At 70.4% G+C, this 26,910-nt stretch carries 26 protein-coding genes; 19 read left to right on the top strand and 7 right to left on the bottom strand.

What is annotated here, in order from left to right:
- Positions 1-31: 31 nt before the first annotated feature.
- Both ABZX90_RS18050 and ABZX90_RS18045 read right to left on the bottom strand, forming a co-directional pair.
- On the bottom strand, positions 32-1,261 hold the full coding sequence (locus ABZX90_RS18050) for a DUF349 domain-containing protein (protein ID WP_351130325.1): 1,230 nt from the start codon (positions 1,259-1,261) through the stop codon (positions 32-34).
- 134 nt (positions 1,262-1,395) lie between these two features.
- On the bottom strand, positions 1,396-2,214 hold the full coding sequence (locus ABZX90_RS18045; RefSeq protein ID WP_351130326.1) for a peptidylprolyl isomerase: 819 nt from the start codon (positions 2,212-2,214) through the stop codon (positions 1,396-1,398).
- A 180-nt stretch (positions 2,215-2,394) separates the two neighbouring features.
- Here ABZX90_RS18045 and ABZX90_RS18040 point away from each other — a divergent pair, with 180 nt between their 5' ends.
- A complete protein-coding gene (locus tag ABZX90_RS18040) occupies positions 2,395-3,117 on the top strand; it encodes an MBL fold metallo-hydrolase (protein ID WP_351130328.1) in 723 nt (240 codons plus the stop codon).
- 10 nt (positions 3,118-3,127) lie between these two features.
- Positions 3,128-4,390, top strand: a complete 1,263-nt coding sequence (gene hisS / locus ABZX90_RS18035) for a histidine--tRNA ligase (RefSeq protein WP_351130329.1) — start codon at positions 3,128-3,130, stop codon at positions 4,388-4,390.
- Positions 4,391-4,517: 127 nt separating this feature from the next.
- Here hisS and ABZX90_RS18030 read toward each other — a convergent pair whose 3' ends face one another.
- Genes ABZX90_RS18030 through ABZX90_RS18015 form a run of 4 tightly spaced genes read right to left on the bottom strand, consistent with a single transcriptional unit; the run spans position 4,518 to position 8,081 of the window.
- On the bottom strand, positions 4,518-5,141 hold the full coding sequence (locus ABZX90_RS18030; protein ID WP_355205943.1) for a response regulator transcription factor: 624 nt from the start codon (positions 5,139-5,141) through the stop codon (positions 4,518-4,520).
- Positions 5,138-6,415 carry a sensor histidine kinase gene (locus tag ABZX90_RS18025; RefSeq protein ID WP_351130333.1) on the bottom strand — a complete coding sequence of 426 codons (1,278 nt, stop codon included), beginning with the start codon at positions 6,413-6,415 and terminating at the stop codon, positions 5,138-5,140. The genes ABZX90_RS18030 and ABZX90_RS18025 overlap by 4 nt, the downstream gene beginning before the upstream one ends.
- Positions 6,373-7,218: an ABC transporter permease gene (locus ABZX90_RS18020; protein ID WP_351130334.1), complete on the bottom strand. Its 846-nt coding sequence runs from the start codon at positions 7,216-7,218 to the stop codon at positions 6,373-6,375. The genes ABZX90_RS18025 and ABZX90_RS18020 overlap by 43 nt, the downstream gene beginning before the upstream one ends.
- Entirely contained in the window at positions 7,215-8,081 is an 867-nt protein-coding gene (locus tag ABZX90_RS18015) for an ABC transporter ATP-binding protein (RefSeq protein ID WP_351130335.1), read from the bottom strand. The genes ABZX90_RS18020 and ABZX90_RS18015 overlap by 4 nt, the downstream gene beginning before the upstream one ends.
- A 139-nt stretch (positions 8,082-8,220) precedes the next feature.
- Between ABZX90_RS18015 and ABZX90_RS18010 the strand changes: the two genes are divergently transcribed.
- From ABZX90_RS18010 to rpsD, 3 genes are all read left to right on the top strand, one after another.
- Positions 8,221-8,856, top strand: coding sequence for a vitamin K epoxide reductase family protein (locus tag ABZX90_RS18010; RefSeq protein WP_351130336.1), 636 nt, complete (start codon positions 8,221-8,223; stop codon positions 8,854-8,856).
- A 44-nt stretch (positions 8,857-8,900) separates the two neighbouring features.
- Entirely contained in the window at positions 8,901-10,256 is a 1,356-nt protein-coding gene (locus tag ABZX90_RS18005) for a replication-associated recombination protein A (protein ID WP_351130338.1), read from the top strand.
- A 323-nt stretch (positions 10,257-10,579) separates the two neighbouring features.
- Entirely contained in the window at positions 10,580-11,194 is a 615-nt protein-coding gene (gene rpsD, locus ABZX90_RS18000) for a 30S ribosomal protein S4 (RefSeq protein ID WP_054233962.1), read from the top strand.
- 39 nt (positions 11,195-11,233) lie between these two features.
- Here rpsD and ABZX90_RS17995 read toward each other — a convergent pair whose 3' ends face one another.
- Positions 11,234-13,402 (bottom strand): regulator, encoded by a 2,169-nt coding sequence (locus ABZX90_RS17995; protein ID WP_351130340.1) that lies wholly within the window; start codon positions 13,400-13,402, stop codon positions 11,234-11,236.
- Positions 13,403-13,562: 160 nt separating this feature from the next.
- Here ABZX90_RS17995 and ABZX90_RS17990 point away from each other — a divergent pair, with 160 nt between their 5' ends.
- The 14 genes from ABZX90_RS17990 to ABZX90_RS17925 form a co-directional block, all read left to right on the top strand.
- Positions 13,563-13,997, top strand: a complete 435-nt coding sequence (locus ABZX90_RS17990; RefSeq protein WP_351130342.1) for a DUF948 domain-containing protein — start codon at positions 13,563-13,565, stop codon at positions 13,995-13,997.
- A gap of 7 nt (positions 13,998-14,004) precedes the next feature.
- Positions 14,005-14,361, top strand: coding sequence for a DUF6167 family protein (locus ABZX90_RS17985; protein WP_351130343.1), 357 nt, complete (start codon positions 14,005-14,007; stop codon positions 14,359-14,361).
- Positions 14,361-17,033, top strand: a complete 2,673-nt coding sequence (alaS, locus tag ABZX90_RS17980) for an alanine--tRNA ligase (protein ID WP_351130344.1) — start codon at positions 14,361-14,363, stop codon at positions 17,031-17,033. Before ABZX90_RS17985 ends, alaS begins: the two co-directional genes overlap by 1 nt.
- 11 nt (positions 17,034-17,044) lie before the next feature.
- Entirely contained in the window at positions 17,045-17,509 is a 465-nt protein-coding gene (gene ruvX, locus ABZX90_RS17975) for a Holliday junction resolvase RuvX (protein WP_351130346.1), read from the top strand.
- A gap of 123 nt (positions 17,510-17,632) precedes the next feature.
- A complete protein-coding gene (mltG, locus tag ABZX90_RS17970) occupies positions 17,633-19,498 on the top strand; it encodes an endolytic transglycosylase MltG (protein WP_351130348.1) in 1,866 nt (621 codons plus the stop codon).
- Positions 19,479-20,327, top strand: coding sequence for a shikimate dehydrogenase (locus ABZX90_RS17965; protein WP_351130349.1), 849 nt, complete (start codon positions 19,479-19,481; stop codon positions 20,325-20,327). The genes mltG and ABZX90_RS17965 overlap by 20 nt, the downstream gene beginning before the upstream one ends.
- 42 nt (positions 20,328-20,369) lie before the next feature.
- On the top strand, positions 20,370-20,735 hold the full coding sequence (locus ABZX90_RS17960; RefSeq protein ID WP_351130351.1) for a hypothetical protein: 366 nt from the start codon (positions 20,370-20,372) through the stop codon (positions 20,733-20,735).
- A 174-nt stretch (positions 20,736-20,909) separates the two neighbouring features.
- Complete coding sequence (gene aroC, locus ABZX90_RS17955; protein ID WP_351130352.1) at positions 20,910-22,094, top strand: chorismate synthase; 1,185 nt, start codon at positions 20,910-20,912, stop codon at positions 22,092-22,094.
- 29 nt (positions 22,095-22,123) lie between these two features.
- Positions 22,124-22,606, top strand: coding sequence for a shikimate kinase (locus ABZX90_RS17950; RefSeq protein WP_351130367.1), 483 nt, complete (start codon positions 22,124-22,126; stop codon positions 22,604-22,606).
- On the top strand, positions 22,603-23,694 hold the full coding sequence (aroB, locus tag ABZX90_RS17945) for a 3-dehydroquinate synthase (RefSeq protein ID WP_351130354.1): 1,092 nt from the start codon (positions 22,603-22,605) through the stop codon (positions 23,692-23,694). The genes ABZX90_RS17950 and aroB overlap by 4 nt, the downstream gene beginning before the upstream one ends.
- Positions 23,695-23,886: 192 nt before the next feature.
- Positions 23,887-24,792 (top strand): Pro-rich N-terminal domain-containing protein, encoded by a 906-nt coding sequence (locus ABZX90_RS17940; RefSeq protein ID WP_351130356.1) that lies wholly within the window; start codon positions 23,887-23,889, stop codon positions 24,790-24,792.
- A 90-nt stretch (positions 24,793-24,882) separates the two neighbouring features.
- A complete protein-coding gene (locus ABZX90_RS17935; protein WP_351130357.1) occupies positions 24,883-25,989 on the top strand; it encodes an aminopeptidase P family protein in 1,107 nt (368 codons plus the stop codon).
- Positions 25,990-26,049: 60 nt separating this feature from the next.
- The gene (gene efp / locus ABZX90_RS17930; protein ID WP_081223344.1) at positions 26,050-26,616 is read left to right on the top strand and encodes an elongation factor P; all 567 of its coding nucleotides are present in this window, start codon (positions 26,050-26,052) and stop codon (positions 26,614-26,616) included.
- A gap of 2 nt (positions 26,617-26,618) precedes the next feature.
- The coding region (locus ABZX90_RS17925) for a transcription antitermination factor NusB (RefSeq protein ID WP_355205929.1) at positions 26,619-26,910 on the top strand (292 nt) is incomplete at its 3' end.

Raw genomic sequence — 26,910 nt, 5'->3', positions numbered from 1 at the left:
ACGGGAGCCCCTCTGCGTGCCGGCCGACGGATCAGCCGCCGAACTCCTGAAGACCCTTCAGCGCCTGCTCCAGCAGCGCCTGACGGCCGTCCAGCTCCTTCTGGAGCTTGTCGGCCTTCGCGTTGTTGCCAGCGGAGCGCGCGGCCTCGATCTGGCCCTGGAGCTTGTCCACGGCTGCCTGCAGCTGCCCGGTCAGACCCTCGGCACGCGCGCGTGCCTCCGGGTTCGTCCGGCGCCACTCGGTCTCCTCGGACTCCTGGAGAGCCCGCTCCACCGCGTGCATCCGGCCCTCGACCTTCGGGCGGGCGTCGCGCGGCACATGGCCGATGGCCTCCCAGCGCTCGTTGATGGAACGGAAGGCCGCACGGGCCGCCTTCAGATCCTGCACCGGGACGAGCTTCTCGGCCTCCTCGGCCAGCTCCTCCTTGAGCTTCAGGTTCTCCGTCTGCTCCGCGTCGCGCTCGGCGAAGACCGAGCCGCGCGCCGCGAAGAACACGTCCTGGGCGCCGCGGAAGCGGTTCCACAGGTCGTCCTCGTGCTCGCGCTGGGCGCGGCCCGCGGCCTTCCAGTCCGCCATCAGCTCGCGGTAACGGGCCGCCGTCGGGCCCCAGTCCGCCGAAGCGGACAGCGACTCGGCCTCCGCGACCAGCTTCTCCTTGGTCTTGCGGGCCTCCTCGCGCTGCGCGTCCAGCGAGGCGAAGTGCGCCTTGCGCCGCTTGGAGAACGCGGAGCGGGCATGCGAGAAGCGGTGCCACAGCTCGTCGTCCGACTTGCGGTCGAGTCGCGGCAGCCCCTTCCACGTGTCCACCAGGGCGCGCAGCCGTTCCCCGGCTGCCCGCCACTGGTCGCTCTGCGCCAGCTCCTCGGCCTCGACAACCAGCGCGTCCTTGGCGTGCCGCGCCTCGTCGGACTGCTTGGCCCGCTGGACCTTGCGTTCCTCACGGCGCGCGTCGACCGTCTCCACGAGCTTGTCCAGCCGCACCTTCAGCGCCGCCAGATCGCCGACCGCGTGGTGGGCGTCCACCTGCTCACGGATGTGATCGATGGCGGTCTGGGCGTCCTTCGCCGACAGGTCGGTGGTCTTCACTCGCTTTTCGAGGAGGCCGATCTCGACAACCAGGCCTTCGTACTTGCGCTCGAAGTAGGCCAGCGCCTCATCAGGGGTGCCGGCCTGCCAGGAACCGACGACCTGCTCGCCGTCGGCCGTACGCACGTACACGGTCCCCGTCTCGTCGACGCGGCCCCACGGGTCGCTGCTCACAGCGCCTCCTCCACATGATGCCTGTGTGGGGCGTCACGCCCCCTGGCATCGTCCACAGTTTCGTCACGGCCAACATAGGCGACCGGCGGGGCGGCTGTCCGCATCCCGCGCGACCGAAATTAAGCAGCTGGCGGTCAGGATTTCGTCACGGTCATCTTGTTGATGACGACGGTCGCGTTGGGTGCGCCGTCGCCCTGGCCCGTACTCTCGCCGGCGGCCGCGATCTTCTTGAGGACCGTCATGCCGGACTTGGAAATAGTTCCGAACGGTGTGTAACTGGGCGGAAGCTGACTGTCCTGGTACACCAGGAAGTACTGGCTGCCGCCGGTGTGCTTCTGGCCGGTGTTGGCCATGGCGATGGTGCCCGCCGGGTACACGCCGCCCTTCAGCGTCGTGTCCTTCAGGTTCTCGTCCGGGATCGTGTAACCGGGACCGCCGGAGCCCTGGGCCGTCGGGTCACCGCACTGCAGCACGTAGATGTTGTTCGTGGTGAGCCGGTGGCACATGGTGTGGTCGAAGAAGCCCTTGCCCGCGAGGTACTCGAACGAGTTCACCGTGTGCGGGGCGGCGGCCGCCTTGAGAGCGATGTCTATGTCGCCGCAGGTCGTCGCCATCTTCATGGTGTAGTCCGCGGACTTGTCGATGGTGACCGCCGGCTCCTTCTTCCAGCTCAGCGACTTCACCTTGCCCTCGGCGGGCTTCTCGCACGGATCGGGCGCCTTGCTCGGCGTGGCGCTCGGCGTCACCTCGGCGCCCGCGTTGGCCTTCTTGTCGTCGCCCTTGAAGACCCCGGTCGCGTACGACAGCGCACCGCCCGCGACGACCACGCCGACGACCGACGCGATCACCGCGTTGCGTGTATGGGTCTTGCGTCGCGCCGATGTGCGGCGCTGCTGCTGTCGCAAGAACTTCTCCCGGGCGAGCTGACGCCGCCGCTGTTCCTGGCTGACCACCGGGTTTCTCCTCATGCGTCTCGTACGTCGTGTGGGACGCGTGCGTCTTGTGAGCCGACCGCCTGCGTGTGCCCCGTACCGTATATGGGTTCGCTGAGGAATCGGCAGCGCCGGTAGGCTCTGATCCACAGCCACCCGCCCCGTACGACACCAGCGCGTACGCCACCACGAAGGACGATCGTGCTCATTGCCGGGTTCCCCGCCGGGGCCTGGGGGACCAACTGTTACCTGGTCGCCCCCGCCGCGGGTGAGGAGTGCGTGATCATCGACCCGGGCCATCAGGCCGCCCAGGGAGTCGAGGACGCACTCAAGAAGCATCGGCTCAAGCCCGTCGCGGTCATCCTCACCCATGGCCACATCGACCACGTCGCCTCGGTCGTCCCGGTGTGCGGAGCGCACGACGTACCGGCCTGGATCCACCCCGAGGACCGGTACATGATGAGCGACCCCGAGCGGGCGCTCGGCCGGTCCATCGGAATGCCGCTGATGGGCGAGCTGACCGTGGGGGAGCCGGACGACGTGCGGACACTGACCGACGGCGCCGAGCTGAAGCTGGCGGGTCTCGACCTCTCCGTCGCGCACGCGCCGGGCCATACGAAGGGGTCGGTGACGTTCCGGATGCCCGAGAGCGCGGACATCCCGTCCGTGTTCTTCTCCGGGGATCTGCTCTTCGCCGGCTCCATCGGACGCACCGACCTGCCGGGCGGCGACATGGACGAGATGCTCGACTCGCTGGGCCGTGTGTGCCTGCCGCTCGACGACTCGACCGTGGTGCTGTCCGGCCACGGCCCCCAGACGACCATCGGCCAGGAGCGCGCCGCCAACCCGTATCTGCGGCAAGTGGCGGCGAGCCGCCAAGAACGCGGAGTGGACCCGACCTCCGCTCCTCGACGAGGAATGTGACGAGACTTCCGTGAGCACCTTCAAGGCCCCCAAGGGCACGTACGACCTGATCCCGCCGGACAGCGCCAAGTTCCTCGCGGTCCGCGAGGCCATCGCCGCGCCCCTGCGCAACTCCGGCTACGGCTACATCGAGACGCCCGGTTTCGAGAGCGTCGAACTGTTCGCGCGCGGTGTCGGTGAGTCCACCGACATCGTGACCAAGGAGATGTACGCCTTCGAGACCAAGGGCGGCGACAGGCTGGCCCTGCGCCCCGAGGGCACCGCCTCCGTGCTGCGCGCGGCCCTTGAGGCCAACCTGCACAAGCTGGGCAACCTCCCCGTCAAGCTCTGGTACTCGGGCTCGTACTACCGCTACGAGCGCCCCCAGAAGGGCCGTTATCGCCACTTCTCCCAGGTGGGTGCCGAGGCGATCGGAGCCGAGGACCCGGCGCTCGACGCCGAGCTGATCATTCTGGCGGACCAGGCGTACCGGTCGCTCGGCCTGCGCGACTTCCGCATCCTGTTGAACAGCCTGGGCGACAAGGAGTGCCGCCCCGTCTACCGGGCCGCCCTGCAGGACTTCCTGCGCGGCCTCGAACTCGACGAGGACACGCTGCGCCGCGCGGAGATCAACCCGCTGCGCGTGCTCGACGACAAGCGCGAGGACGTCCAGAAGCAGCTCGGCGGGGCGCCGTTGCTGCGCGACTACCTCTGTGACGCCTGCAAGGCGTACCACGAGGAGGTGCGCGACCTGATCACGGCCGCGGGCGTCTCCTTCGAGGACGACCCGAGGCTGGTGCGCGGTCTCGACTACTACACGCGCACCACGTTCGAGTTCGTGCACGACGGTCTCGGCTCGCAGTCCGCGGTGGGTGGCGGTGGCCGCTACGACGGGCTGTCCGAGATGATCGGCGGCCCCGCGCTGCCGTCCGTCGGCTGGGCGCTGGGTGTCGACCGTACGGTGCTGGCGCTGGAGGCCGAGGGCGTGGAGCTCGAACTCCCGTCGGCCACCAGTGTGTTCGCGGTGCCGCTCGGGGAGGAGGCCCGCCGGGTGCTCTTCGGTGTCGTCACGGAGCTGCGCAAGGCCGGTGTGGCCGCCGACTTCTCGTACGGCGCGAAGGGGCTCAAGGGCGCGATGAAGAACGCGAACCGCAGCGGGGCCCGCTATACGGTCGTCGCCGGCGAGCGTGATCTCGCCGAGGGTGTCGTGCAGCTCAAGGACATGGAGTCCGGGGAGCAGACGGCGGTCGCGGTCGACGCGATCGTGGCCGAACTGCGGTCGCGCCTGGGCTGAGGCGGACTCCTCCCGCCTCGGCCGCGGTCTCCGTCGGCCCCGGTTCTGCCGCCGCTCCTGCCCGTCCCGGTCCGGGGTTCCGCCCCGGGCCGGGCCCCTCGAACGCTTCATGCGTCGGGCGGGAGCCTCACTCCAGCAGCCCGAAGCGCATCGCGCTCGTCACCGCGGCAGTCCGGTCGTCCACGCCCAACTTCCCGAAGACCCGCAGCAGATGGGTCTTCACGGTGGACTCGCCGATGAAGAGCCGACGGCCGATCTCCGCGTTCGTACAGCCCTCGGCGACCAGCCGCAGGACCGCGGTCTCCCGCTCGGAGAGGCGGGGCCGCTCCGGCCTGGTGCGGAGCTGGTCGACCAGACGGGCGGCGACGGACGGGGCCAGCACGGTCTCGCCCCGCGCGGCGGCCCGTACGGCGTCCGCGAGTTCGGCGCGCGGCAGGTCCTTGAGCAGATACCCCGCGGCCCCGGCCTCCACCGCCCGCAGGATGTCCCGGTCCGTCTCGTACGTCGTCAGCACGATGACCCGGCAGGGCAGCCCGGCCTGCGTCATCCGCGTGATCGCGTCGACACCCCCGCCCTCGGGCATCCGCAGGTCCATGAGCACGATGTCGGGCAGGAGTTCGGCGGCCAGCGCCTCCGCGCGCGGCCCGCTGGACGCGTCGGCGACCACCTCGAGATCGGGCTCGGCGCTGAGCATCGCGCGCAGCCCTTCGCGTACGACGGGGTGGTCGTCGGCGAGGATGATCCGGATCACGCGTCACTCCTGGGGACGGGCAGGCGCACGGTGACGGTCGTCCCGTCGCCCGGCGCACTGCGGATCAGAGCCGTACCGCCCGCCTCGGCGGCCCGCGCGCGCAGCCCCGCGAGACCGTACCCGGCCACCGGCACGGCCGGGTCGAAACCGCGGCCGTCGTCGCGTACGGAGAGGGCCAGCGAACCGGCGGCGTACGTCAGTGAGACCGCGAGCGCGGGTGAACTCCCGGCGTGCTTGCGGGCGTTGGTCAGTGCCTCCTGGCACGAGCGGAGGATCACCACCTCGGAGCCCGCGGGCAGCGGACGTACCGGGCCGGTCACGTCGACGCTCGCGTCGTGGCGGGCGGCCAGCCGGCGCAGCGCGTCGGGCAGCGTGGCGCCGTCCAGGTCGGCGGGCGTACCCCCGGTGACCAGGGCCCGTGCCTCGGCGAGGTTCTGCCGGGCGGTCTCGTCCATCAGGGCCAGATGGCGGCGGGCCTGCGGCAGATCGTGGTCGAGTTCGGCCTCGACGGCCTGGACCAGCATCAGCAGGCTGGTGAAGCCCTGCGCGAGTGTGTCGTGGATCTCGCGGGAGAACCGTTCGCGCTCGGCCAGCGCACCGTGCGCGGCCGAGAGCCGGGCGATCTCGTGCCGACTGGCGTCCAACTCGGTGATCAGCGCGGCCCGTTCCCGGCTCTGCTCCATGATCCGGATGATCCAGCTGCCCAGGGCCGTCGAGAACACGAGCGTGACCACGGCGAAGACCGTGTTGAAGAAGAGGTCCTGCCCCTCGGGCCGCCACAGCAGGGCCCAGCCCGCCACCGGCGCGATGTTGATGACGGTCGTGGCGGCGAACGCCCGGCGCAGCCGCAGGGCGATGAAGCACTGGGGGATGAGCGCGAAGGTCATCAGGCGGGTCTCGCCCACCAGCACCCCGGGGGGCAGGAACAGCAGGACCGCGCCCGCGATGTAGCCGAGGGCGCGGCGCTCGTCGGGGTCGTCGGCCGTGAGGACGGGGCGCCCGACCAGCAGGTACCAGGGGATCAGCAGCAGAAGCAGCCCGCCGGCCGCGAGACGGACGTGCCACCCCGGGTGCGCCGTGCCGAGCACGAACACCAGGGTGGCCACCCACACGATCGCGAAGTACGAGTCCCAGAGCCGGAACGAGAGCTCCCAGGTGTTCGACGCGCGGGCCCCGCCCGGTGCCGGACTCACCTCGTCCGGCACCGGGTCGGGGCGCGCGGCCGGAGTTCTCATCCGTCGCGCCGGGTCTTCCAGCGGAAGGTCAGCAGACACAGCAGCAATCCTCCGACGCACCAGGCCCCGAGCACCAGGGCGATCCGTCCGAACTCCCAGCCGCCCGCCTGTTCGAGGACCTTGGCGGACTCGGGCAGGAACACCCCGCGCAGCCCCTGGCACATCCACTTGAGGGGGAACAGCGCGCCGATGTTCAGCATCCAGTCCGGGATGGTGTCGATGGCGATGTAGACGCCGGAGATGAACTGGAGGACCAGGAAGGGCAGGACGACCACCGACGTGGCACTCCTGCCGGACTTCGGGACCGAACTGATCGCTATGCCCAGCAGGGCGCAGGCCGTGAGACCCAGGACGAAGATCCAGCCGAAGTCCGCCCACCTGCCGAGGTCCGAGGGCAGCTCGACGTCGTACAGCGTGGTGCCGACGAGGAGCAGGATCGCCGTCTCCAGGGCGCCGGTCACGAGAACCAGCCAGATCTTGCCCAGGAAGTACGCGGCCGGCGGCATCGGTGTGCCGCGCAGCCGGCGCAGCACCCTCTCGTCCCGTTCGATCGCGATCGAGATGCCGAGGGACTGGAAGCTGGTCGACATGATGCCCGCGGCCATCATCGCCGGGACGTACAGCTGGGAGGCGGTGATGCCCGCTCCCTTGACGTCGTCGCTGAAGATCGACGCGAACAGGAACAGGAAGACGACCGGGAAGGCGAAGGTGAACACCACCTGGTCGCGCTGCCGGAAGAACTGCCGGATCTCCAGAGCGCCGCGCCGCAGCCCCAGTCCCCAGGTGCCGGGCAGCCTGCCGGCCGTGGTCCTCGTGCGCACGCGTACGTCGGTCGTGGTCATCGCGCGTCCTCCAGGCCGGTCAGTCGCAGATAGACGTCCTCCAGGGTGGGGCGGCTCACTCGCAGTCCCGGGATCTCCCCGTCGAAGCGCCGCGTGAGCGCGGCGACGGTCCTGGTGGGGGTGTCCGTGCGTTCGCTGCGCGGGCTGCCGTCGGCCTCCGTCCACTCGACCGTGGCCTCGGTGCCGAAGCGCTCGCGCAGCGCGGCCGGTTCGCCCTCGGCGACCACTCGGCCCCGCGCGACGATGGCCAGCCGGTCCGCGAGGGCCTCCGCCTCCTCCAGGTAGTGCGTGGTCAGGAGGATGGTCGTGCCCTCGTCGGCCAGTCTGCGGATCAGCTCCCAGAACTGCCGTCGCGCCGCCGGGTCGAAGCCCGTCGTCGGCTCGTCCAGGAGCAGCAGCTCGGGGCCGCCGATCACACCGAGAGCCACGTCGAGACGCCGGCGCTGACCGCCCGACAGCGACTTGATCCTGCTGCCCGCCTTCTCCTCCAGACCGACCAGGCCGATGACTTCCCCGGGATCACGGGGATTCGGGTAGTAACGGGAGAAATGCCGCACTGTCTCGCCCACCGTCAACTCGGCGGGCGCGGATTCGTCCTGCCAGACGATCCCGACGCGTGAGCGCCACGCGCGCGTGGCGGTCGCCGGGTCCGAGCCGAGCACGGAGACCTCGCCCGCGTCCCGCCGACGGTTGCCCTGGAGGATCTCCACGGTGGTGCTCTTGCCCGCGCCGTTCGGTCCGAGCAGGCCGAACACCTCGCCCTGCCGGATGCCGAGATCGATGCCGTCGACGGCGGTCACGTCCCCGTACTGCTTGCGCAGCCCCCGCACGTCCACCGCGAGTTGATCCGCGTCTGTTGTCATGCCGACGAGCCTTCCGCCGAACCGAACGCTCCGGGACGACCGTGCGTACCTTCTTATGTCCACCGAACGGTGGACAAGCGGACGCGTGCGGCACAATGAGCCTGTCCGCAGGCCCCTTCGAAGCTACGGAAACGGCGTGATGAGCGAGACGACAGTCAAGGACGTCCCGACCGACCGGAAACGCCCAGCCGCTCCCCGGACGGTCGGTGGCAGCCGTGCCCTCGCCCTGCTGCTGGTGATCACGGGTGCGGCCGGTCTCCTTGCCGCGTGGGTCATCACGATCGACAAGTTCAAGCTGCTGGAGAACCCGAACTTCGTTCCGGGGTGCAGCCTGAACCCGGTCGTCTCCTGCGGCAACATCATGAAGAGCGACCAGGCCTCGGCCTTCGGCTTCCCGAACCCCATGATGGGGCTCGTCGCCTACGGCATCGTGATCTGCGTCGGCGTGAGCCTGCTCGCCCGGGCCACCTTCCCGCGCTGGTACTGGCTGACCTTCAACGCGGGCACGCTCTTCGGTGTCGGATTCTGCACCTGGCTCCAGTTCCAGTCGCTGTACCGGATCAACTCGCTGTGCCTGTGGTGCAGCCTGGCCTGGGTCGCCACGATCATCATGTTCTGGTACGTGACCTCCTTCAACGTCCGCAACGGCTTCCTGCCGGCCCCGCGCTGGGTGAAGAGCTTCTTCGGCGAGTTCACCTGGGTCCTGCCGACGCTGCACATCGGCATCATCGGCATGCTGATCCTGACCCGCTGGTGGGACTTCTGGACCAGCTGACGGCCCTGCCGGGATTGTCAGTGCTGTGACATAGGGTTCTTGACGTGGAGCCCGACCTGTTCACCGCCGCGGCAGAAGAACGCCAGGAGAAGGACCCGTCCAGCAGCCCCCTGGCGGTGCGGATGCGTCCGCGCACCCTCGACGAAGTCGTGGGGCAGCAGCATCTGCTGAAGCCGGGCTCGCCCCTGCGCAGACTCGTCGCGGAGGGGAGCGGCGGCCCGGCCGGCCCGTCCTCGGTGATCCTCTGGGGTCCGCCCGGCACCGGCAAGACGACCCTCGCGTACGTCGTCTCGAAGGCCACCGACAAGCGTTTCGTGGAACTCTCCGCGATCACCGCGGGCGTGAAGGAAGTGCGCGCGGTCATCGAAGGAGCCCGCCGCGCCACCGGCGGCTACGGCAAGGAGACCGTTCTCTTCCTGGACGAGATCCACCGCTTCAGCAAGGCCCAGCAGGACTCCCTGCTCCCCGCCGTGGAGAACCGCTGGGTGACGCTGATCGCCGCGACCACCGAGAACCCGTACTTCTCGGTGATCTCGCCACTGCTCTCCCGCTCCCTCCTCCTCACCCTCGAACCGCTCACCGACGACGACCTGCGCGGCCTGCTGCGCCGGGCGCTCACCTCGGAGCGCGGTCTCAAGGAAGCCGTCGCCCTGCCGGAGGACGCCGAGGAGCACCTGCTGAGGATCGCCGGCGGGGACGCCCGCCGCGCCCTGACCGCCCTGGAGGCCGCGGCCGGCGCGGCCCTCGACAAGGGCGAGCCGGAGATCACCCTCCAGACGCTGGAGGAGACGGTCGACCGCGCCGCCGTGAAGTACGACCGCGACGGCGACCAGCACTACGACGTGGCGAGCGCGCTCATCAAGTCCATCCGCGGCTCCGACGTGGACGCCGCCCTGCACTACCTGGCCCGGATGATCGAGGCGGGCGAGGACCCCCGTTTCATCGCCCGCCGGCTGATGATCTCCGCCAGCGAGGACATCGGCCTCGCCGACCCGAACGCGCTGCCCATAGCCGTCGCCGCCGCCCAGGCGGTCGCGATGATCGGCTTCCCCGAGGCCGCGCTCACCCTCAGCCACGTCACCATCGCCCTCGCCCTGGCCCCGAAGTCCAACGCCGCGACCATGGCGATCGGCGCCGCCATGGAGGACGTGCGCAAGGGCCACGCGGGTCCGGTGCCGACCCATCTGCGCGACGGGCACTACAAGGGCGCAGCCAAGCTGGGGCACGCCCAGGGGTACGTGTATCCGCACGACCTGCCCGAAGGCATCGCAGCCCAGCAGTACGCGCCGGAGGAGCTCAAGAGCCGGGAGTACTACACGCCGACCCGGCACGGGGCCGAGGCGCGCTACGCCGACGCGGTGGAGTGGACCAGGAAGCGCCTCGGTAGAGGGCGGTCCTGACCACCCTGTAGCATGGCTCGAAGCGCTGCGTCCCGTGTCCGGCTCCGGTCGGCATCACCCAACGGGACATGCAGCCGGAACCTCGAAGCCGTACTCGTACGACGAGGGGATCCAGGAGCGTCGCGCACCGTCGGAGGTGTCGCGGGCTGCCCACCACCACCCGGTTTCCGGGAACGGTCGGTGGGCTACTCGTGTGCTGCACGTTGTGCCCAGACCAGGGAGCGGCTGCCCGGCAGGTCCACCAGGACCCGCGGGGTTTCCCAGGCTGCGGATGCGACCTCCTTTAACCCGGGTGAGCCGGAAAAAGGAAAGAGATACAAACAGTGGCGAATCAGTCCCGCCCCAAGGTCAAGAAGTCGCGTGCGCTCGGTATCGCGCTGACCCCGAAGGCCGTCAAGTACTTCGAGGCCCGCCCCTACCCGCCGGGCGAGCACGGCCGTGGCCGCAAGCAGAACTCGGACTACAAGGTCCGTCTGCTCGAGAAGCAGCGTCTGCGCGCGCAGTACGACGTGTCCGAGCGCCAGCTCGTCCGCGCCTACGAGCGTGCCTCCAAGGTCCAGGGCAAGACCGGTGAGGCCCTGATCATCGAGCTGGAGCGTCGTCTCGACGCGCTGGTCCTTCGTTCGGGCATCGCCCGCACGATCTACCAGGCCCGCCAGATGGTCGTTCACGGCCACATCGAGGTCAACGGCCAGAAGGTCGACAAGCCCTCGTTCCGCGTCCGTCCCGACGACGTCGTGATGGTCCGCGAGCGCAGCCGCAGCAAGACGCTGTTCGAGGTTTCCCGCGCGGGCGGCTTCGCCCCCGACGGTGAGACCCCGCGCTACCTCCAGGTGAACCTCCCGGCCCTGGCGTTCCGCCTGGACCGTGAGCCGAACCGCAAGGAGATCCCGGTGATCTGCGACGAGCAGCTCGTCGTCGAGTACTACGCCCGCTGATCTTCTTCCGGCGGACGTGGCACCACCTGCGCGTCAGTGTCAGCCCGTCGTCTCCCCGCCCTTCGAGGTGGGCGAGACGGCGGGCTTTCGCGTGTCCGGGGGCCACCTGCGCGGCGACGGCACCGCCCCGAGCGGCAGCGCCCCGGCCCCGCCGAGCGCCCGGGCGACCGCCGCGTCCTGCCCGAGCAGCTCTCCCGCCCGTACGCACTCCTCGTACCGCTCGTCGCCCAGCCGCTCCCGGGCCAGGGCCGCGCAGCGCTCGTGCGGCGCGTTGTAGTACGCCGAGCCGAACAACGGCAGGCCCACGGACGGCCACATCCGCGACGCCGCCCCCTGGAGCAGCGCGGCCTCGGCCGGATCGCCCTCCACCGCCGTGACCAGGGCGAGCAGCTCGACCGCGAGGACGGCGCCGAGCAGATCGTGGAAGCTGTGCGCGATACCGAGGCCCTGTTCCAGGAGATCCCGGGCCCGTGCCTGGTCGCCCTCGACCTGGGCCTGGTACGCCAGGACGTACAGCGCGTACGCCAGCGCCCAGCGTTCCCCGTGGTCCTCGCAGACCCGGCGGACGTCCTCGCACAGGTTCACGGCGCCCGGCATGTCGCCCTGGAAGGCGAGCGCCATCGCCAGCTCGACCTGGCCCATCAGCACATTGCTGTTGAGCTCGCCGATCTCGTGGTAGCGGTCCAGCGCCGAGCGCAGCAGGGTCTCGGCGCGCCTCATGTCGTCCGTGACCAGGGCCAGACAGCCGGTGCGGTGCTCGGCGTACGCGACCGCGACGGCGTTCTCGGAGCGCTCCGCCTCCTCACGGCACTCCTGGAGCGCGGACAGCGCGGGCACCGAGTCGCCTTGGAGGACCGCCACATAGCCGAGCACCCACAGGGCCTTCAGCCGAGACTGATCACGGTCGCCGTCGAGCTCGACACTGCGCTCCAGCCAGTGCCGGCCCTCCGAGAGCCGACCGCAGCCGACCCAGTAGAACCACAGGGCGCCCGCCAGATACTGGCCCAGATGCGCCTCGTCCGGCTCGGTCAGCGAGTACTCCAGCGCACAGCGCAGATTCGGCAGCTCCGTCTCGACACGCGCCGCCACCTCGCCCTGCCGCGGCGAGAACCAGTCCAGCTCGCACCAGGTGGCCAGGCCCATGTACCAGTCGCGGTGCCGGCGCCGCAGCCGCTCCGCGTCGCCCGTGGCCGTCAGCCAGTCCGCGCCGTAGGCCCGGACCGTGTCCAGCATCCGGTAGCGCACACCCGCCGCCGTCTCCTCGCGCGACAGCACCGACTGCGCGAGCAGGGCGCCGAGCACATCGAGGACGTCGTCGGCGTGCAGTCCGTCCCCGCTGCACACGTACTCGGCGGCCTCCAGGTCGAACTGCCCGGCGAACACCGACAGCCGTGACCACAGCAGCCGTTCCCCCGGAGTGCACAGTTCATGGCTCCAGCCGATCGCCGTCCGCAGCGTCTGGTGCCGGGGCGGCGTGTCACGCCCCCCACCGGTCAGCAGCCGGAACCGGTCCTCCAGCCGGGCGAGCAGCTGCGCGGGGGAGAGGGCGCTGAGGCGTCCCGCCGCCAGTTCCACCGCCAGCGGGATGCCGTCCAGGCGCCGGCACAGCTCCTGTACGTCCGACCGGTTCCCGTCGTCCAGCGCGAACCCGGGCACCCGGGCCGCCGCCCGGTCCGCGAACAACTGCGCCGCCTCCTCCGTGGCCAGCGGAGCCAGCGGGAACACCTGCTCGCCCCCGACGTCCAGCGGTCTGCGGCCCACGGCCAGCACCCGCAGCCCGGGCGCCCGCCGCAGCAACTCGCCCACCAGCGAGGCGCTCACGTCCACCAGGTGCTCGAAGCCGTCGAGGACGAGGAGGAGCCGGCGTCCGGCGAGATGGTCGAGCAGCACCTGCCGCGGAGGCTTCGCGGTGTGGTCCGTCAGACCGAGGGCCTCGACCACCGCGTACTCGACGAGTTCCGGGTCGAGCACCGCGGACAGATCCACCCGCCACACCCCGTCGCGTCCGTCCGTCCGCGCCGCCGCGTGGGCCGCGAACCGTGACTTGCCGACGCCTCCCATACCGGTCACGGTGACCAGGCGGACCGTCTTCAGCACCTCGGCCAGCCGCGCGAGTTCGGTGGAGCGCCCCACGAACGTGTCGAGTTCCAGGGGCAGATTGCCAGGTTCCGCAGGACCGGAGCGCCGGGCGCGGTGAGAACGCTGCATGAGATACGGAGCGTACTGACCTGTTAGCGCTCCGTACAATCGCTTCGGGCAACTTCACGCGCCGGAGCCGTTAATGCGGTACGGAGCGGCGGCCCCGGCGCGATAGGCTCGGGGGACGACTTTTCGATGTTCAGGCACGCAGTCAGGGAGCGGGTGCACAGTGTCCGGTGGTGAGGTGGCCGGGATTCTGGTGGCCGTCTTCTGGGCGATCCTGGTCTCCTTCCTCGCCGTCGCGCTGGCGAGGCTGGCCCAGACGCTCAGGGCGACCACCAAGCTCGTGGCGGACGTGACCGACCAGGCCGTCCCGCTTCTGGCAGACGCCTCCTCGGCCGTGCGCTCCGCGCAGACGCAGATCGACCGGGTCGACGCCATCGCGTCGGACGTCCAGGAGGTCACGTCGAACGCCTCGGCGCTGTCGACGACCGTCGCCTCCACGTTCGGCGGCCCGTTGGTCAAGGTCGCGGCGTTCGGCTACGGCGTGCGCCGGGCCATCGGAGGCCGTCGTGAGAATGTGCCCGACAAAGCGTCCCGGCGTACCGTGATCGTGGGCCGCACCGTCCCGTCCGCGCGGCGGGGAAAGCGGAAGAAGGACTGACGCAGCGATGTTCCGCCGTACGTTCTGGTTCACCGCAGGCGCAGCCGCGGGTGTATGGGCCACCACCAAGGTCAACCGCAAGCTCAAGAAGCTGACCCCCGAGAGCCTCGCGGCACAGGCCGCCAACAAGGCGATCGACGCGGGGCACCGGCTCAAGGAGTTCGCGCTCGACGTCCGCGACGGGATGGCCCAGCGAGAGGCCGAACTCGGCGAGGTGCTCGGTCTGAACGAGCGCCCGGACCCCGAACTGCCCGCGCAGCGCCGTGCCGCCGCGATCGGCGACGCCCAGCAGTCCGGCAACAACAAGCAGATCAAGTACATCGAGAACACGACGTACTCGTACAACCGGAATGAGGACCACTGATGGAGTCGGCTGAAATCCGCCGCCGCTGGTTGAGCTTCTACGAGGAGCGCGGTCACACCGTCGTCCCTTCGGCGTCGCTCATCGCGGACGACCCGACTCTGCTCCTGGTCCCCGCCGGCATGGTCCCCTTCAAGCCGTACTTCCTCGGTGAGGTCAAGCCGCCGTGGTCGCGGGCCACCAGCGTGCAGAAGTGCGTGCGCACGCCCGACATCGAAGAGGTCGGCAAGACCACGCGGCACGGCACGTTCTTCCAGATGTGCGGCAACTTCTCCTTCGGCGACTACTTCAAGGAAGGCGCCATCACCTACGCCTGGGAGCTGCTCACCTCGCCCCAGGACAAGGGTGGTTACGGCCTCGACCCCGAGCGCCTGTGGATCACGGTCTACCTCGACGACGACGAGGCCGAGTCCATCTGGCGCGACAAGATCGGTGTCCCGGCCGAGCGCATCCAGCGCCTGGGCAAGAAGGACAACTACTGGTCCATGGGCGTCCCGGGACCCTGTGGCCCGTGTTCCGAGATCAACTACGACCGCGGCCCCGAGTTCGGCGTCGAGGGCGGCCCGGCCGTCAACGACGAGCGCTACGTGGAGATCTGGAACCTGGTCTTCATGCAGTACGAGCGCGGCGAGGGCACCTCGAAGGACGACTTCGAGATCCTCGGCGACCTGCCCAGCAAGAACATCGACACCGGCCTCGGCATGGAACGCCTCGCCATGATTCTGCAGGGCGTGCAGAACATGTACGAGATCGACACCTCCATGGCCGTCATCAAGAAGGCCACCGAGCTGACGGGCGTCGAGTACGGCGCCGCTCACGAATCCGACGTCTCGCTGCGCGTGGTCACCGACCACATGCGCACCTCCGTGATGCTCATCGGCGACGGCGTGAGCCCCGGCAACGAGGGCCGCGGCTATGTGCTGCGCCGCATCATGCGCCGCGCCATCCGCAACATGCGGCTGCTCGGTGCCTCCGGTCCCGTCGTCAAGGACCTCATCGACGTCGTGATCGAGATGATGGGCCAGCAGTACCCGGAACTGGTCGGCGACCGGCAGCGGATCGAGACCGTGGCCCTCGCCGAGGAGGCCGCCTTCCTCAAGACGCTGAAGGCCGGCACCAACATCCTCGACACGGCCATCACCGACACCAAGGACTCCGGCGGCACGGTCCTCGCCGGCGACAAGGCCTTCCTGCTCCACGACACATGGGGCTTCCCGATCGACCTCACCCTCGAAATGGCCGCCGAACAGGGCCTGTCGGTGGACGAGGACGGCTTCCGCCGCCTGATGAAGGAGCAGCGGGACAAGGCCAAGGCCGATGCCCGGGCCAAGAAGACCGGCCACGCCGACCTCGGCGCCTACCGTCAGATCGCCGACGCCTCCGGCGAGACCGACTTCATCGGCTACGACCGCACCGAGGCCGAGTCGACGATCGTCGGCATCCTCGTCGACGGTGTCTCCTCCCCGGCCGCCACCGAGGGCGACGAGGTCGAGATCGTCCTCGACCGCACCCCGTTCTACGCCGAGGGCGGCGGTCAGATCGGTGACACGGGCCGCATCCGGGTCGACACCGGTGCCGTCATCGAGATCCGCGACTGCCAGAAGCCCGTCCCGGGCGTGTACGTCCACAAGGGCGTCGTCCAGGTCGGCGAGGTCACCGTCGGCGCCAAGGCCCAGGCCACCATCGACGTACGCCGTCGTACGGCCATCGCCCGCGCCCACTCGGCCACGCACCTCACGCACCAGGCGCTGCGCGACGCTCTCGGCCCGACGGCCGCCCAGGCCGGTTCCGAGAACCAGCCCGGCCGCTTCCGCTTCGACTTCGGTTCCCCGTCCGCCGTCCCGACGGCCGTGATGACGGACGTCGAGCAGCAGATCAACGAGGTGCTCGCCCGCGACCTGGACGTGCACGCCGAGATCCTGAGCCTCGACGAGGCCAAGAAGCAGGGCGCGATCGCCGAGTTCGGCGAGAAGTACGGCGAGCGCGTCCGCGTCGTGACCATCGGCGACTTCTCCAAGGAGCTGTGCGGCGGCACGCACGTGCACAACACCGCCCAGCTCGGCCTGGTCAAGCTGCTCGGCGAATCGTCCATCGGCTCCGGCGTGCGGCGCATCGAGGCCCTGGTCGGCGTCGACGCGTACAACTTCCTGGCCCGTGAGCACACGGTCGTCGCCCAGCTCCAGGAACTGGTCAAGGGCCGCCCGGAGGAGCTTCCGGAGAAGGTCTCCGCCATGCTCGGCAAGCTGAAGGACGCCGAGAAGGAGATCGAGAAGTTCCGCGCGGAGAAGGTCCTGCAGGCCGCCGCCGGTCTCGTGGAGTCCGCCAAGGACGTCAACGGCGTCGCCCTGGTCACCGGCCAGGTCCCGGACGGCACGGGCGCCGACGACCTGCGCAAGCTGGTCCTCGACGTACGCGGCCGCATCCAGGGCGGACGGGCCGCTGTCGTGGCCCTGTTCACCGTGGCCGGCGGCAAGCCGCTGACGGTCATCGCCACCAACGAGGCCGCCCGCGAGCGCGCCCTGAAGGCCGGAGAGCTGGTCCGTGCCGCCGCCAAGACCCTCGGCGGCGGAGGTGGCGGCAAGCCGGACGTCGCCCAGGGTGGTGGCCAGAACCCCGCCGCCATCGGTGAGGCCATCGACGCGGTTCAGCGCCTCGTCGCCGAGACGGCCAAGTAAGGGCCGCGGACATGCGCAGAGGACGTCGGCTCGCGATCGACGTCGGGGACGCCCGGATCGGGGTCGCCTCGTGCGACCCCGACGGGATCCTCGCGACACCGGTGGAGACGGTCCCGGGGCGTGACGTCCCGGCCGCCCACCGCCGGTTGAGGCAGCTCGTGGAGGAGTACGAGCCGATCGAGGTCGTCGTCGGGCTCCCTCGCTCCCTCAAGGGGGGCGAGGGTCCTGCCGCGGTCAAGGTCCGTGCCTTCGCCCAGGAGCTCGCGGGCGGGATCGCTCCCGTACCGGTGCGGCTCGTGGATGAGAGGATGACCACGGTGACGGCCAGTCAGGGTCTGCGCGCCTCGGGCGTGAAATCGAAGAAGGGCCGGTCGGTGATCGACCAGGCTGCCGCCGTCATCATTCTTCAGCAGGCCCTGGAATCCGAACGGGTGTCAGGTAAATCTCCCGGCGAGGGCGTCGAAGTGGTCATGTGATCGCGATACGGTAACGTTCCGCCCGATGCGGTGGCGTTCGAACAGCCATCGCACAGTAAAGAGGCGGACGGGAGCCGAGCCACACGAGCCGGCAGCTGCCGGCTCGCGGCCTGTAGGGGATCGATGACTGAGTATGGCCGGGGCCCAGGCTCCGAACCGTGGCATCCGGAGGACCCGTTGTACGGGGACGTCGGATGGGGCGGACAGGCCGCCGACGGCCAGTCCGCCTACGACGGCGGCCAGCCGCAGCACTATCCGCAGGAGCAGGCGCAGCAGGCGCAGCAGGGCGACTGGGGCCCGGGTCAGCAGCAGTACCCGTCCCAGGGGCAGCAGCAGTACCCCGGCCAGGGACAGCAGTACCCCGGTCAGGGTCAGCAGCAGTACCAGGGCCAGCAGCAGTACCCCGGCCAGGGCCAGCAGCAGTACCAGGACCAGCAGCAGTACCCCGGCCAGGGCCAGCAGGGGTACCAGGGTCAGGGACAGCAGCAGTACAACGGCCAGGGTCAGCAGCAGTACCCCGGTCAGGGTCAGCAGCAGTACCCGTCCCAGGGCGGGCAGCAGCAGTACGCCGACGGCGGCTGGAACACCGGGGCGCAGCCTCAGGTGCCCTACGCCGCCGACCCGGCCGACCCCTACGCGGGCCAGTACGCCGGTGAGCAGCCCGACTACTACGGCACCCCCGATGCCTACCCGCCGCCCGAGCCGCCGGCCCGGCGCCGCGCCGAGCCCAAGCCCGAGCGCGAGCCCGAACCCGATCCGGAGCCGGACTGGGACCCGGGACCGGACCAGGGCGAGCACGCCTTCTTCGCCGGTGGCGACGACGATGACGACGACCTCGACGACGATGACGACCCGAAGAAGGGCCGCGGCCGCGGTGACCGCAAGGGCCGGGGCGGCGGCACGGGCAAGAAGAAGCGCCGCAGCGGCTGCGCCTGCCTGGTGGTCGTCATGGTCTTCGGCGGCGGTCTCGCCGGAGTGGGGTATTTCGGATATCACTACTACGAGAATCGTTTTGGCTCGGCTCCCGATTACAGTGGCGACGGCACAGGGCAGGTGCCCGTCATCATCGTCAAGGGCGAGGGTGGCTACGTAATCGGCCAGAAGCTCAAGGCGCTCGGTGTCGTCAAGAGTGTGGACGCTTTCGTCTCCGCTCAGGCGGAGAATCCCAAGGGCAAGTCGATTCAGGCGGGCGCCTATCTCCTGCGGAAGGGGATGTCGGCCGCGAGTGCCGTCGACTTGATGCTCGACCCCAAGAGCCAGAACAATGTGACCGTGCCTGACGGCCTCCGCAATGTCGAGGTGTACGCGCGGATCGACACCAAGCTCGGACTTCCCGCCGGCACCACCGGCAAGGTCGCGAAGAAGGAATACAAGAGCCTGGGGCTCCCGGACTGGGCGAACAGCAACAAGGACATAAAGGATCCGCTGGAAGGATTCCTCTACCCGCTCACGTATCCCGCCGCCAAGGGCATGAAGCCCGAGACGGTGCTGAAGAGCATGGTGGCGCAGGCCAACAAGAAGTACGCCGCGATGGGGCTCGAGGCGAAGGCGAAGGCCCTCAAGCTCGATGATCCGCTGCAGGTGGTCACGGCCGCGAGCCTGGTCCAGGCCGAAGGCAAGACGCACGCCGACTTCCGGAAGATGGCCGAGGTCATCTACAACCGGCTGAAGTCCACCAACACCGAGACCAACCGGAAGCTGCAGTTCGACTCGACCTTCAATTACCTGAAGCGCCAGAGCAAGATTCGCATCAGTTCGTCCGAGATCAACAGCAATCCGGACCCGTACAACACCTACACTCACGCGGGTCTGCCGCCCGGTCCGATCGGCAACCCGGGTGCCGACGCCTTCAGGGCGGTGTTCAACCCCACGAAGGACGGCTGGCTGTATTTCGTGGCGACAGACGGTCAGAACAACACCGAATTCGCCAAGACCCTGGCCGAATTCCAGAAACTCAAGGACAAGTTCAATGCCAGCTCGGGCAATTGATGCCCGCAGGGCCGCGGTGCTCGGTTCTCCGATCGCCCACTCCCTCTCTCCGGTGCTGCACCGCGCCGCGTACCGCGAGCTGGGCCTCGGGGACTGGTCGTACGACCGCTTCGAGGTCGACGAGGACGCGCTGCCCGGGTTCTTCGAGGGCCTCGGACCGGAGTGGGCCGGGCTGTCGCTGACCATGCCGCTCAAGCGGGCCGTCATTCCACTGGTCGACGAGATCAGCGAGACGGCCGCCTCCGTCGAGGCGGTCAACACCGTCGTGTTCACGCAGGACGGGCGGCGCGTCGGCGACAACACCGACATCCCCGGGATGGTCGCCGCGCTGCGCGAGCGGGGGATCGAGCAGGTCGACTCGGCCGCCGTGCTCGGTGCCGGCGCCACCGCCTCCTCCGCGCTCGCCGCCCTCGCGCGGATCTGCACCGGTGAGGTCGTCGCGTACGTCCGCAGCAAGGAGCGGGCCGCAGAGATGCGGCAGTGGGGCGAGCGGCTCGACATCGAGGTGCGCACCGCGGACTGGGCCGACGCGGAACAGGCGCTGCGGGCGCCGCTGGTGATCGCCACGACTCCCGCCGGGACCACGGACGCGCTGGCCGCCGCCGCCCCCGAGCGCCCCGCGACCCTCTTCGACGTGCTGTACGACCCCTGGCCGACCGCCCTCGCGGCGCGCTGGTCGGCGTACGGCGGAGCCGTGGTCGGTGGACTCGACCTGCTCGTGCACCAGGCGGTGCTCCAGGTCGAGCAGATGACCGGGCGCAGCCCGGTCCCCGTGGACGCCATGAGAAGGGCGGGGGAACACGGGCTCGCCTCCCGTAAGATCCACTGAGTTCCGCAGGGGGCGGAGCGCAGGGCAGGGGGAGTCAGGTACATGACCGATGTGGCCACCGGGATGCCGCTGGCGTCCGGCAGGAGCGAGATCTTCGAGCTCGTCCTGAAGTTCATGCCCGACTGGGTGCAGTTCACGGTGCTCGGGTTGATCGTGCTCGCCGTCGTCGCCTCGTGGGCCCTCAAGCTCAAGCGCAAGATCCAGTACTGGCGTGCCGTGCGGACGGGTGCGCCCGTGCACGCCGCGGCACAGCACGGACAGGGACGTGGCGCGGACTACCTCGGCGCGTACGCCCCGCAGCAGAACCAGCCCGCGCAGACCCCGGCACCGGCCGGGCCCGGCGGTGCCGACTTCCTCGGCACCTACGCCCAGGGGCGCCAGGAGCAGGGGCAGGACCGGTCGCGCTGAGTCCGCCGTCCGCGATCGGCCGTCCCGCTTGATGGACCTGCGGCCGGTTCCCGCCGCCGGACGTGGGAGGATCGGAGACGGCGGGCCAGGGCCACGCACCCGGTCGCGCCGTCGCTGTACGCGAGGACGCGTGTACGCAGCAGCAGTACCAGGGCGCGAGCATGAGGAGCACCGTTGAGCAGGTTGCGCTGGCTGACCGCGGGGGAGTCCCACGGTCCCGCACTTGTCGCGACGCTGGAGGGCCTTCCGGCCGGCGTCCCGATCACCACGGAGATGGTGGCGGACCACCTCGCCCGGCGGCGCCTGGGCTATGGACGCGGTGCCCGGATGAAGTTCGAGCGCGACGAGGTCACCTTCCTCGGCGGCGTACGGCACGGCCTCACCATCGGTTCCCCGGTCGCCGTCATGGTCGGCAACACCGAGTGGCCCAAGTGGGAGCAGGTCATGGCGGCCGACCCGGTCGCCCCGGAGATCCTCGCCGACCTCGCCCGCAACGCCCCGCTGACCCGCCCCCGGCCCGGCCACGCCGACCTCGCCGGTATGCAGAAGTACGGCTTCGACGAGGCCCGGCCGATCCTGGAGCGCGCCTCCGCCCGCGAGACCGCGGCCCGCGTCGCGCTCGGCGCGGTCGCCCGCTCCTACCTGAAGGCGACGGCCGGGATCGAGATCGTCTCCCACGTCGTCGAGCTGGCCGCGGCCAAGGCGCCGTACGGCGTCTACCCGAAGCCTTCCGATGTGGAGAAGCTGGACGCCGACCCGGTGCGCTGCCTCGACGCCGACACCTCGAAGGCGATGGTCGCGGAGATCGACCAGGCCCACAAGGACGGCGACACGCTCGGCGGCGTCGTCGAGGTGCTCGCGTACGGCGTTCCGGTGGGCCTCGGCTCGCACGTGCACTGGGACCGTCGACTCGACGCCCGGCTCGCGGCCGCGCTCATGGGCATCCAGGCCATCAAGGGCGTCGAGGTCGGGGACGGCTTCGAACTCGCCCGGGTGCCCGGTTCGCAGGCGCACGACGAGATCGTCCACACCGAGGACGGCATCCGACGCTCCACCGGCCGCTCCGGCGGTACCGAGGGCGGTCTGACCACCGGCGAGCTGCTGCGCGTCCGCGCCGCGATGAAGCCGATCGCCACCGTGCCGCGCGCGCTGGCCACCATCGACGTCGCCACCGGCGAGGCCGCCAAGGCCCACCACCAGCGCTCCGACGTCTGCGCGGTCCCGGCCGCCGGCATCGTCGCCGAAGCCATGGTCGCCCTGGTCCTGGCCGACGCCGTCGCCGAGAAGTTCGGTGGCGACAGCGTCCCGGAGACCCGCAGGAACGTGCAGAGCTACCTCGAGAACCTGGCCATCCGGTGACCGCGCCGCAGCTGGTCCTGGTCGGCCCGATGGGGGTCGGCAAGTCCACGGTGGGCGCGCTCGTCGCCGAGCGGCTCCGCTGCGCCTACCGGGACACGGACGACGACATCGTGGCCGCCGAGGGCCGCACCGTCGCCGACATCTTCGTCGACGAGGGCGAGGACGCCTTCCGCGCCATCGAGAAGCAGGCGGTGCGCGAGGCGCTCGCCGGGCACGAGGGCGTGTTGGCGCTGGGCGGCGGTGCGATCCTCGACGAGGACACCCGCGCGCTGCTCGCCGGTCACCAGGTCGTCTACCTCTCCATGGACGTGGAGGAGGCGGTCCAGCGCACCGGACTGAACGCGGCCCGGCCGCTGCTCGCCGTCAACCCCCGCCGGCAGTGGCGCGAGCTGATGGAGGCACGCCGCCCCCTGTACACCGAAGTCGCACGCGCGGTCGTGGCGACCGACGGCCGTACCCCCGATGAGGTCGCCCAAGCGGTCCTCGACGCACTGGAGTTGAAGGAAGCATGAGCGAGGCAGTGACCCGTGTCCAGGTCGGCGGCACCGCGGGCACCGACCCCTACGAGGTCCTGGTCGGGCGTCAACTCCTCGGTGAGCTCGGCGGGTTGATCGGCGACAAGGCCAAGCGGGTCGCCGTGATCCACCCCGAGGCGCTCGCCGGCACCGGCGAGGCGCTCCGCGCCGACCTGGCGGAGCAGGGCTTCGAGACCGTCGCCATCCAGGTGCCGAACGCCGAGGAGGCCAAGACCGCCGAGGTCGCGGCCTACTGCTGGAAGGCGCTGGGCCAGTCCGGCTTCACCCGCACCGACGTCATCGTCGGCGTCGGCGGCGGTGCCACCACCGACCTGGCCGGTTTCGTGGCGGCGACCTGGCTGCGCGGGGTGCGCTGGATCGCCGTCCCCACCACCGTGCTCGCCATGGTCGACGCGGCGGTCGGCGGCAAGACCGGCATCAACACCGCCGAGGGCAAGAACCTCGTCGGCGCCTTCCACCCGCCCGCGGGTGTGCTCTGCGACCTGGCGGCGCTCGACTCACTGCCCGTCAACGACTACGTCTCCGGGCTCGCGGAGATCATCAAGGCCGGCTTCATCGCCGACCCGGCGATCCTGGAGCTCATCGAGTCCGACCCCGAGGCGGCCCGGACGCCCGCGGGCCCGCACACCGCCGAACTGATCGAGCGCTCCATCAAGGTCAAGGCCGAGGTGGTCTCCGGCGACCTCAAGGAGGCGGGGCTGCGCGAGATCCTCAACTACGGCCACACGCTCGCGCACGCCATCGAGAAGAACGAGCGCTACAAGTGGCGGCACGGCGCGGCCGTCTCCGTCGGTATGCACTTCGCCGCCGAACTCGGCCGTCTCGCGGGCCGGTTGGACGACGCGACCGCCGACCGGCACCGCACGATCCTGGAGTCCGTCGGTCTCCCGCTGAGCTACCGCTACGACCAGTGGCCCAAGCTCGTGGAGAACATGAAGGTCGACAAGAAGTCCCGTGGCGATCTGCTGCGCTTCATCGTCCTCGACGGGCTGGCCAAGCCGACCGTCCTGGAGGGCCCGGACCCGGCCGTCCTGCTCGCGGCGTACGGCGAGGTCGGCGAGTAGCGGTCGGCGCCCCGCGCGGACCTATGTTCCGAAGGACCCCTGCTCAACCTGTTTTGCCCCTCCCTCCCGGGCACTTCGCAGGCTCCCCGGCCGTTCACACAACGGCGGCCGGGGAAGGTACCGTTCGGTAGCGACGGGACCGGCGTCCCGTCCGTCAGCGCCCATTGCCTGTACGAGACGGAGTGGCACCGGATGCAGCACGCAGTGGGGGCTCCGCTGCCGCCGCCCCACCAGCCGGGGCAAGGACCGGCCGCCGGCTGGTCGCCGGCCGGACCGTACCCGGGGCCGCAGGGTCCCGCGCCCGCTCCGGGTTTCGCCGGAGCGCCGGTGCCGCCCGGGGCCCCACCCGCCCAGGCCCCCCAGCACCACCTGCCGCCGCACCAGATGCCCCCGCAGCCTCCGCAGCACCCTTCGGCGCAGCCCCCGCAGCACCGTCCCGTCCCGCCCGCGCCGGACACCACCGGGCATGTGCAGCTGCCCCCGGGCGCCCCGGTGGCCATGCCGAGCCCGCCGCCCGCCCCGGGCGCGCCCGATCCGGCGGCCACCACACTCGCGGTCCTGCTCATCGGCCCCGCGGGCGCCGGGAAGACCAGCGTCGCCAAGTACTGGGCGGACCACCGGCGGGTGCCCACGGCCCACATCAGCCTCGACGACGTACGCGAATGGGTGCGCTCGGGCTTCGCCGACCCCCAGTCGGGGTGGAACGACCATTCCGAGGCGCAGTATCGTCTCGCCCGCCGCACCTGCGGCTTCGCCGCTCGCAACTTCCTGGCCAACGGCATCTCGTGCATCCTCGACGACGCCGTCTTCCCGGACCGCCCTGTCGTCGGCCTCGGCGGCTGGAAGCGCCACGTCGGTCCCGGGCTGCTGCCGGTCGTGCTCCTGCCGGGCCTGGAAGTGGTCCTGGAGCGCAACGCCGAGCGTTCCGGGAACCGTCGGCTCAGCGACGAGGAGGTCGCGCGCATCCACGGCCGGATGGCCGGCTGGTACGGCTCCGGGCTCCCGATCATCGACAACTCGCAGCTCGACGTGGCCGCGACGGCCCGGGTCCTGGACGACGTCCTCGCGCGGTCGATCGCCAGCCCGCCGCAGTGGTGAGAGGGCCCCGCGTCCGCCCGTCGGGGCGCCGGGTTACCCGTCCGGCCCTCTGAACCGGCGACATCCGGCCACCGCTCGTACGCTCGGATCATGTCAGAGGTGTACGCGACCCGCAGAGAGCGGCTCCGGGAGCGCAGTACGGCGGGCGGCAGCGCGACCGCGCTCGTCACCCGCCCCGCCAACGTGAGGTATCTCGCCGGAGCGGCGCCGCACGGCTCCGTGCTCCTGCTCGGCAGGAGCGAGGACATCCTGCTGTGCGGCGGCCCGCCGACCGGTGAGGCCGGGGAAGGACGCCCGGACGAGGCACTGGACGTGCGGGTACTGCCGCGGGCCGGCGGCGATCCGGCCGTCGCGGCGGCCGGTCTGGCGGCCGGCCAGGGCGTCGAATCCCTCGCGGTCGAGGAACACCACCTGACCGTGACCCGGCACCGCGCCCTCGGCTCGGTCGCGCCGCGGCTGCGCCTGGCCGACCTGGGCGGCGCGGTGGAACAGCTGCGCGTGATCAAGGACGAGGAGGAGATCTCCTGTCTGCGGATCGGTGCCGAGATCGCCGACCAGGCGCTCGGCGAACTCCTCGAATCCATTCTCGTGGGCCGGACGGAACGCCATCTCGCCCTGGAACTGGAACGCCGGCTCGTCGACCACGGCGCCGACGGACCGGCCTTCGCGACCTCGGTCGGCACCGGCCCGAACTCGGGACGGCGCGGCCACCGGCCCACCGACCGGCGTGTCGAGGAAGGGGACTTCCTCTCCGTCTGCCTCGGCGCGACCTACCGCGGCTACCGGTGTGAGATCGGTCGTACGTTCGTGATCGGCACCTCGCCCGCCGACTGGCAGATCGAGCTGTACGACCTCGTCTTCGCCGCCCAGCGCGCCGGACGGGAGGCGCTGGCACCCGGCGCCGCCTACCGCGACGTGGACCGCGCGGCCCGCCAGGTTCTGGACTCCGCGGGCCATGCGGAAGGCCTTCCGGCGCTGACGGGGCACGGTGTCGGGCTCGAAATCGACGAGGACCCGCAGCTTGCCCCCGCGGCCATGGGTAAACTGGACGCTTGCGTGCCGGTCACCGTCGAACCGGGGGTCCACCTTCCGGGCCGGGGCGGTGTCAGGATCGATGACACGCTCGTCGTGCGCCCTGAGGCGGACGGCGGACCCGAGCTACTCACCATCACGACCAAGGAGCTGCTCGCGCTCTAGCTTTCAGAGCTGTGCGCGTGCGCCGGGGTCGTCCACGTCAGTCCAGGAGATTCCGCAACCGTGGCTTCCACGAACGACCTCAAGAACGGCCTGGTGCTCAAGCTCGACGGAGGCCAGCTCTGGTCCGTCGTCGAGTTCCAGCACGTCAAGCCCGGCAAGGGCCCGGCCTTCGTGCGCACCAAGCTGAAGAACGTGCTCTCCGGCAAGGTCGTCGACAAGACGTTCAACGCTGGCGTCAAGGTCGAGACGGCCACGATCGACAAGCGCGACATGCAGTTCTCGTACATGGACGGCGAGTACTTCGTCTTCATGGACATGGACACGTACGACCAGCTCATGGTCGACCGCAAGTCCGTCGGCGATGCCGCCAACTTCCTGATCGAGGGCTTCACGGCCACCGTCGCCCAGCACGAGGGCGAGGTGCTCTTCGTCGAGCTGCCGGCCGCCGTCGAGCTGGTCATCCAGGAGACCGAGCCGGGTGTCCAGGGCGACCGCTCCACCGGTGGCACCAAGCCCGCCACCCTGGAGACCGGCCACCAGATCCAGGTCCCGCTCTTCATCACCACCGGTGAGAAGATCAAGGTCGACACGCGCAGCAGCGACTACCTCGGCCGGGTGAACAGCTAACCGTGGCTGCCCGCAACACGGCCCGCAAGCGCGCCTTCCAGATCCTCTTCGAGGGCGACCAGCGCGACGTGGACGTCCTGACGGTCCTCGCGGACTGGATCCGGCACTCCCGGTCAGACACCCGGCAGCCGCCGGTCAGCGAGTACACGATGCAGCTGGTCGAGGGTTATGCCACCAAGGTGAGGCGGATCGACGAGCTCATCGCGCAGTACGCCGTCGGCTGGACGCTGGACAGGATGCCGGTCGTCGACCGCAACATCCTGCGCCTCGGTGCCTACGAGCTGATCTGGGTCG

This window comes from Streptomyces sp. NPDC002935, assembly GCF_040611295.1.
In the GTDB taxonomy this organism is placed as follows: Bacteria; Actinomycetota; Actinomycetes; order Streptomycetales; family Streptomycetaceae; genus Streptomyces.
This window is presented reverse-complemented; position numbering and strand designations above follow the sequence as displayed.

Coding starts and splice junctions, on each gene's coding strand:
- ABZX90_RS17995 (WP_351130340.1), bottom strand. CDS start 13,402: ATGCAGCGTTCTCACCGCGCCCGGCGCTCCGGTCCTGCGGAACCTGGC.
- ABZX90_RS17935 (WP_351130357.1), top strand. CDS start 24,883: ATGTCAGAGGTGTACGCGACCCGCAGAGAGCGGCTCCGGGAGCGCAGT.
- aroB (WP_351130354.1), top strand. CDS start 22,603: ATGAGCGAGGCAGTGACCCGTGTCCAGGTCGGCGGCACCGCGGGCACC.
- ABZX90_RS18010 (WP_351130336.1), top strand. CDS start 8,221: ATGAGCGAGACGACAGTCAAGGACGTCCCGACCGACCGGAAACGCCCA.
- ABZX90_RS17985 (WP_351130343.1), top strand. CDS start 14,005: ATGTTCCGCCGTACGTTCTGGTTCACCGCAGGCGCAGCCGCGGGTGTA.
- ABZX90_RS17965 (WP_351130349.1), top strand. CDS start 19,479: ATGCCAGCTCGGGCAATTGATGCCCGCAGGGCCGCGGTGCTCGGTTCT.
- ABZX90_RS18020 (WP_351130334.1), bottom strand. CDS start 7,218: ATGACCACGACCGACGTACGCGTGCGCACGAGGACCACGGCCGGCAGG.
- ABZX90_RS17960 (WP_351130351.1), top strand. CDS start 20,370: ATGACCGATGTGGCCACCGGGATGCCGCTGGCGTCCGGCAGGAGCGAG.
- alaS (WP_351130344.1), top strand. CDS start 14,361: ATGGAGTCGGCTGAAATCCGCCGCCGCTGGTTGAGCTTCTACGAGGAG.
- ABZX90_RS18015 (WP_351130335.1), bottom strand. CDS start 8,081: ATGACAACAGACGCGGATCAACTCGCGGTGGACGTGCGGGGGCTGCGC.
- mltG (WP_351130348.1), top strand. CDS start 17,633: ATGACTGAGTATGGCCGGGGCCCAGGCTCCGAACCGTGGCATCCGGAG.
- ABZX90_RS17940 (WP_351130356.1), top strand. CDS start 23,887: ATGCAGCACGCAGTGGGGGCTCCGCTGCCGCCGCCCCACCAGCCGGGG.
- ruvX (WP_351130346.1), top strand. CDS start 17,045: ATGCGCAGAGGACGTCGGCTCGCGATCGACGTCGGGGACGCCCGGATC.
- ABZX90_RS17950 (WP_351130367.1), top strand. CDS start 22,124: ATGGGGGTCGGCAAGTCCACGGTGGGCGCGCTCGTCGCCGAGCGGCTC.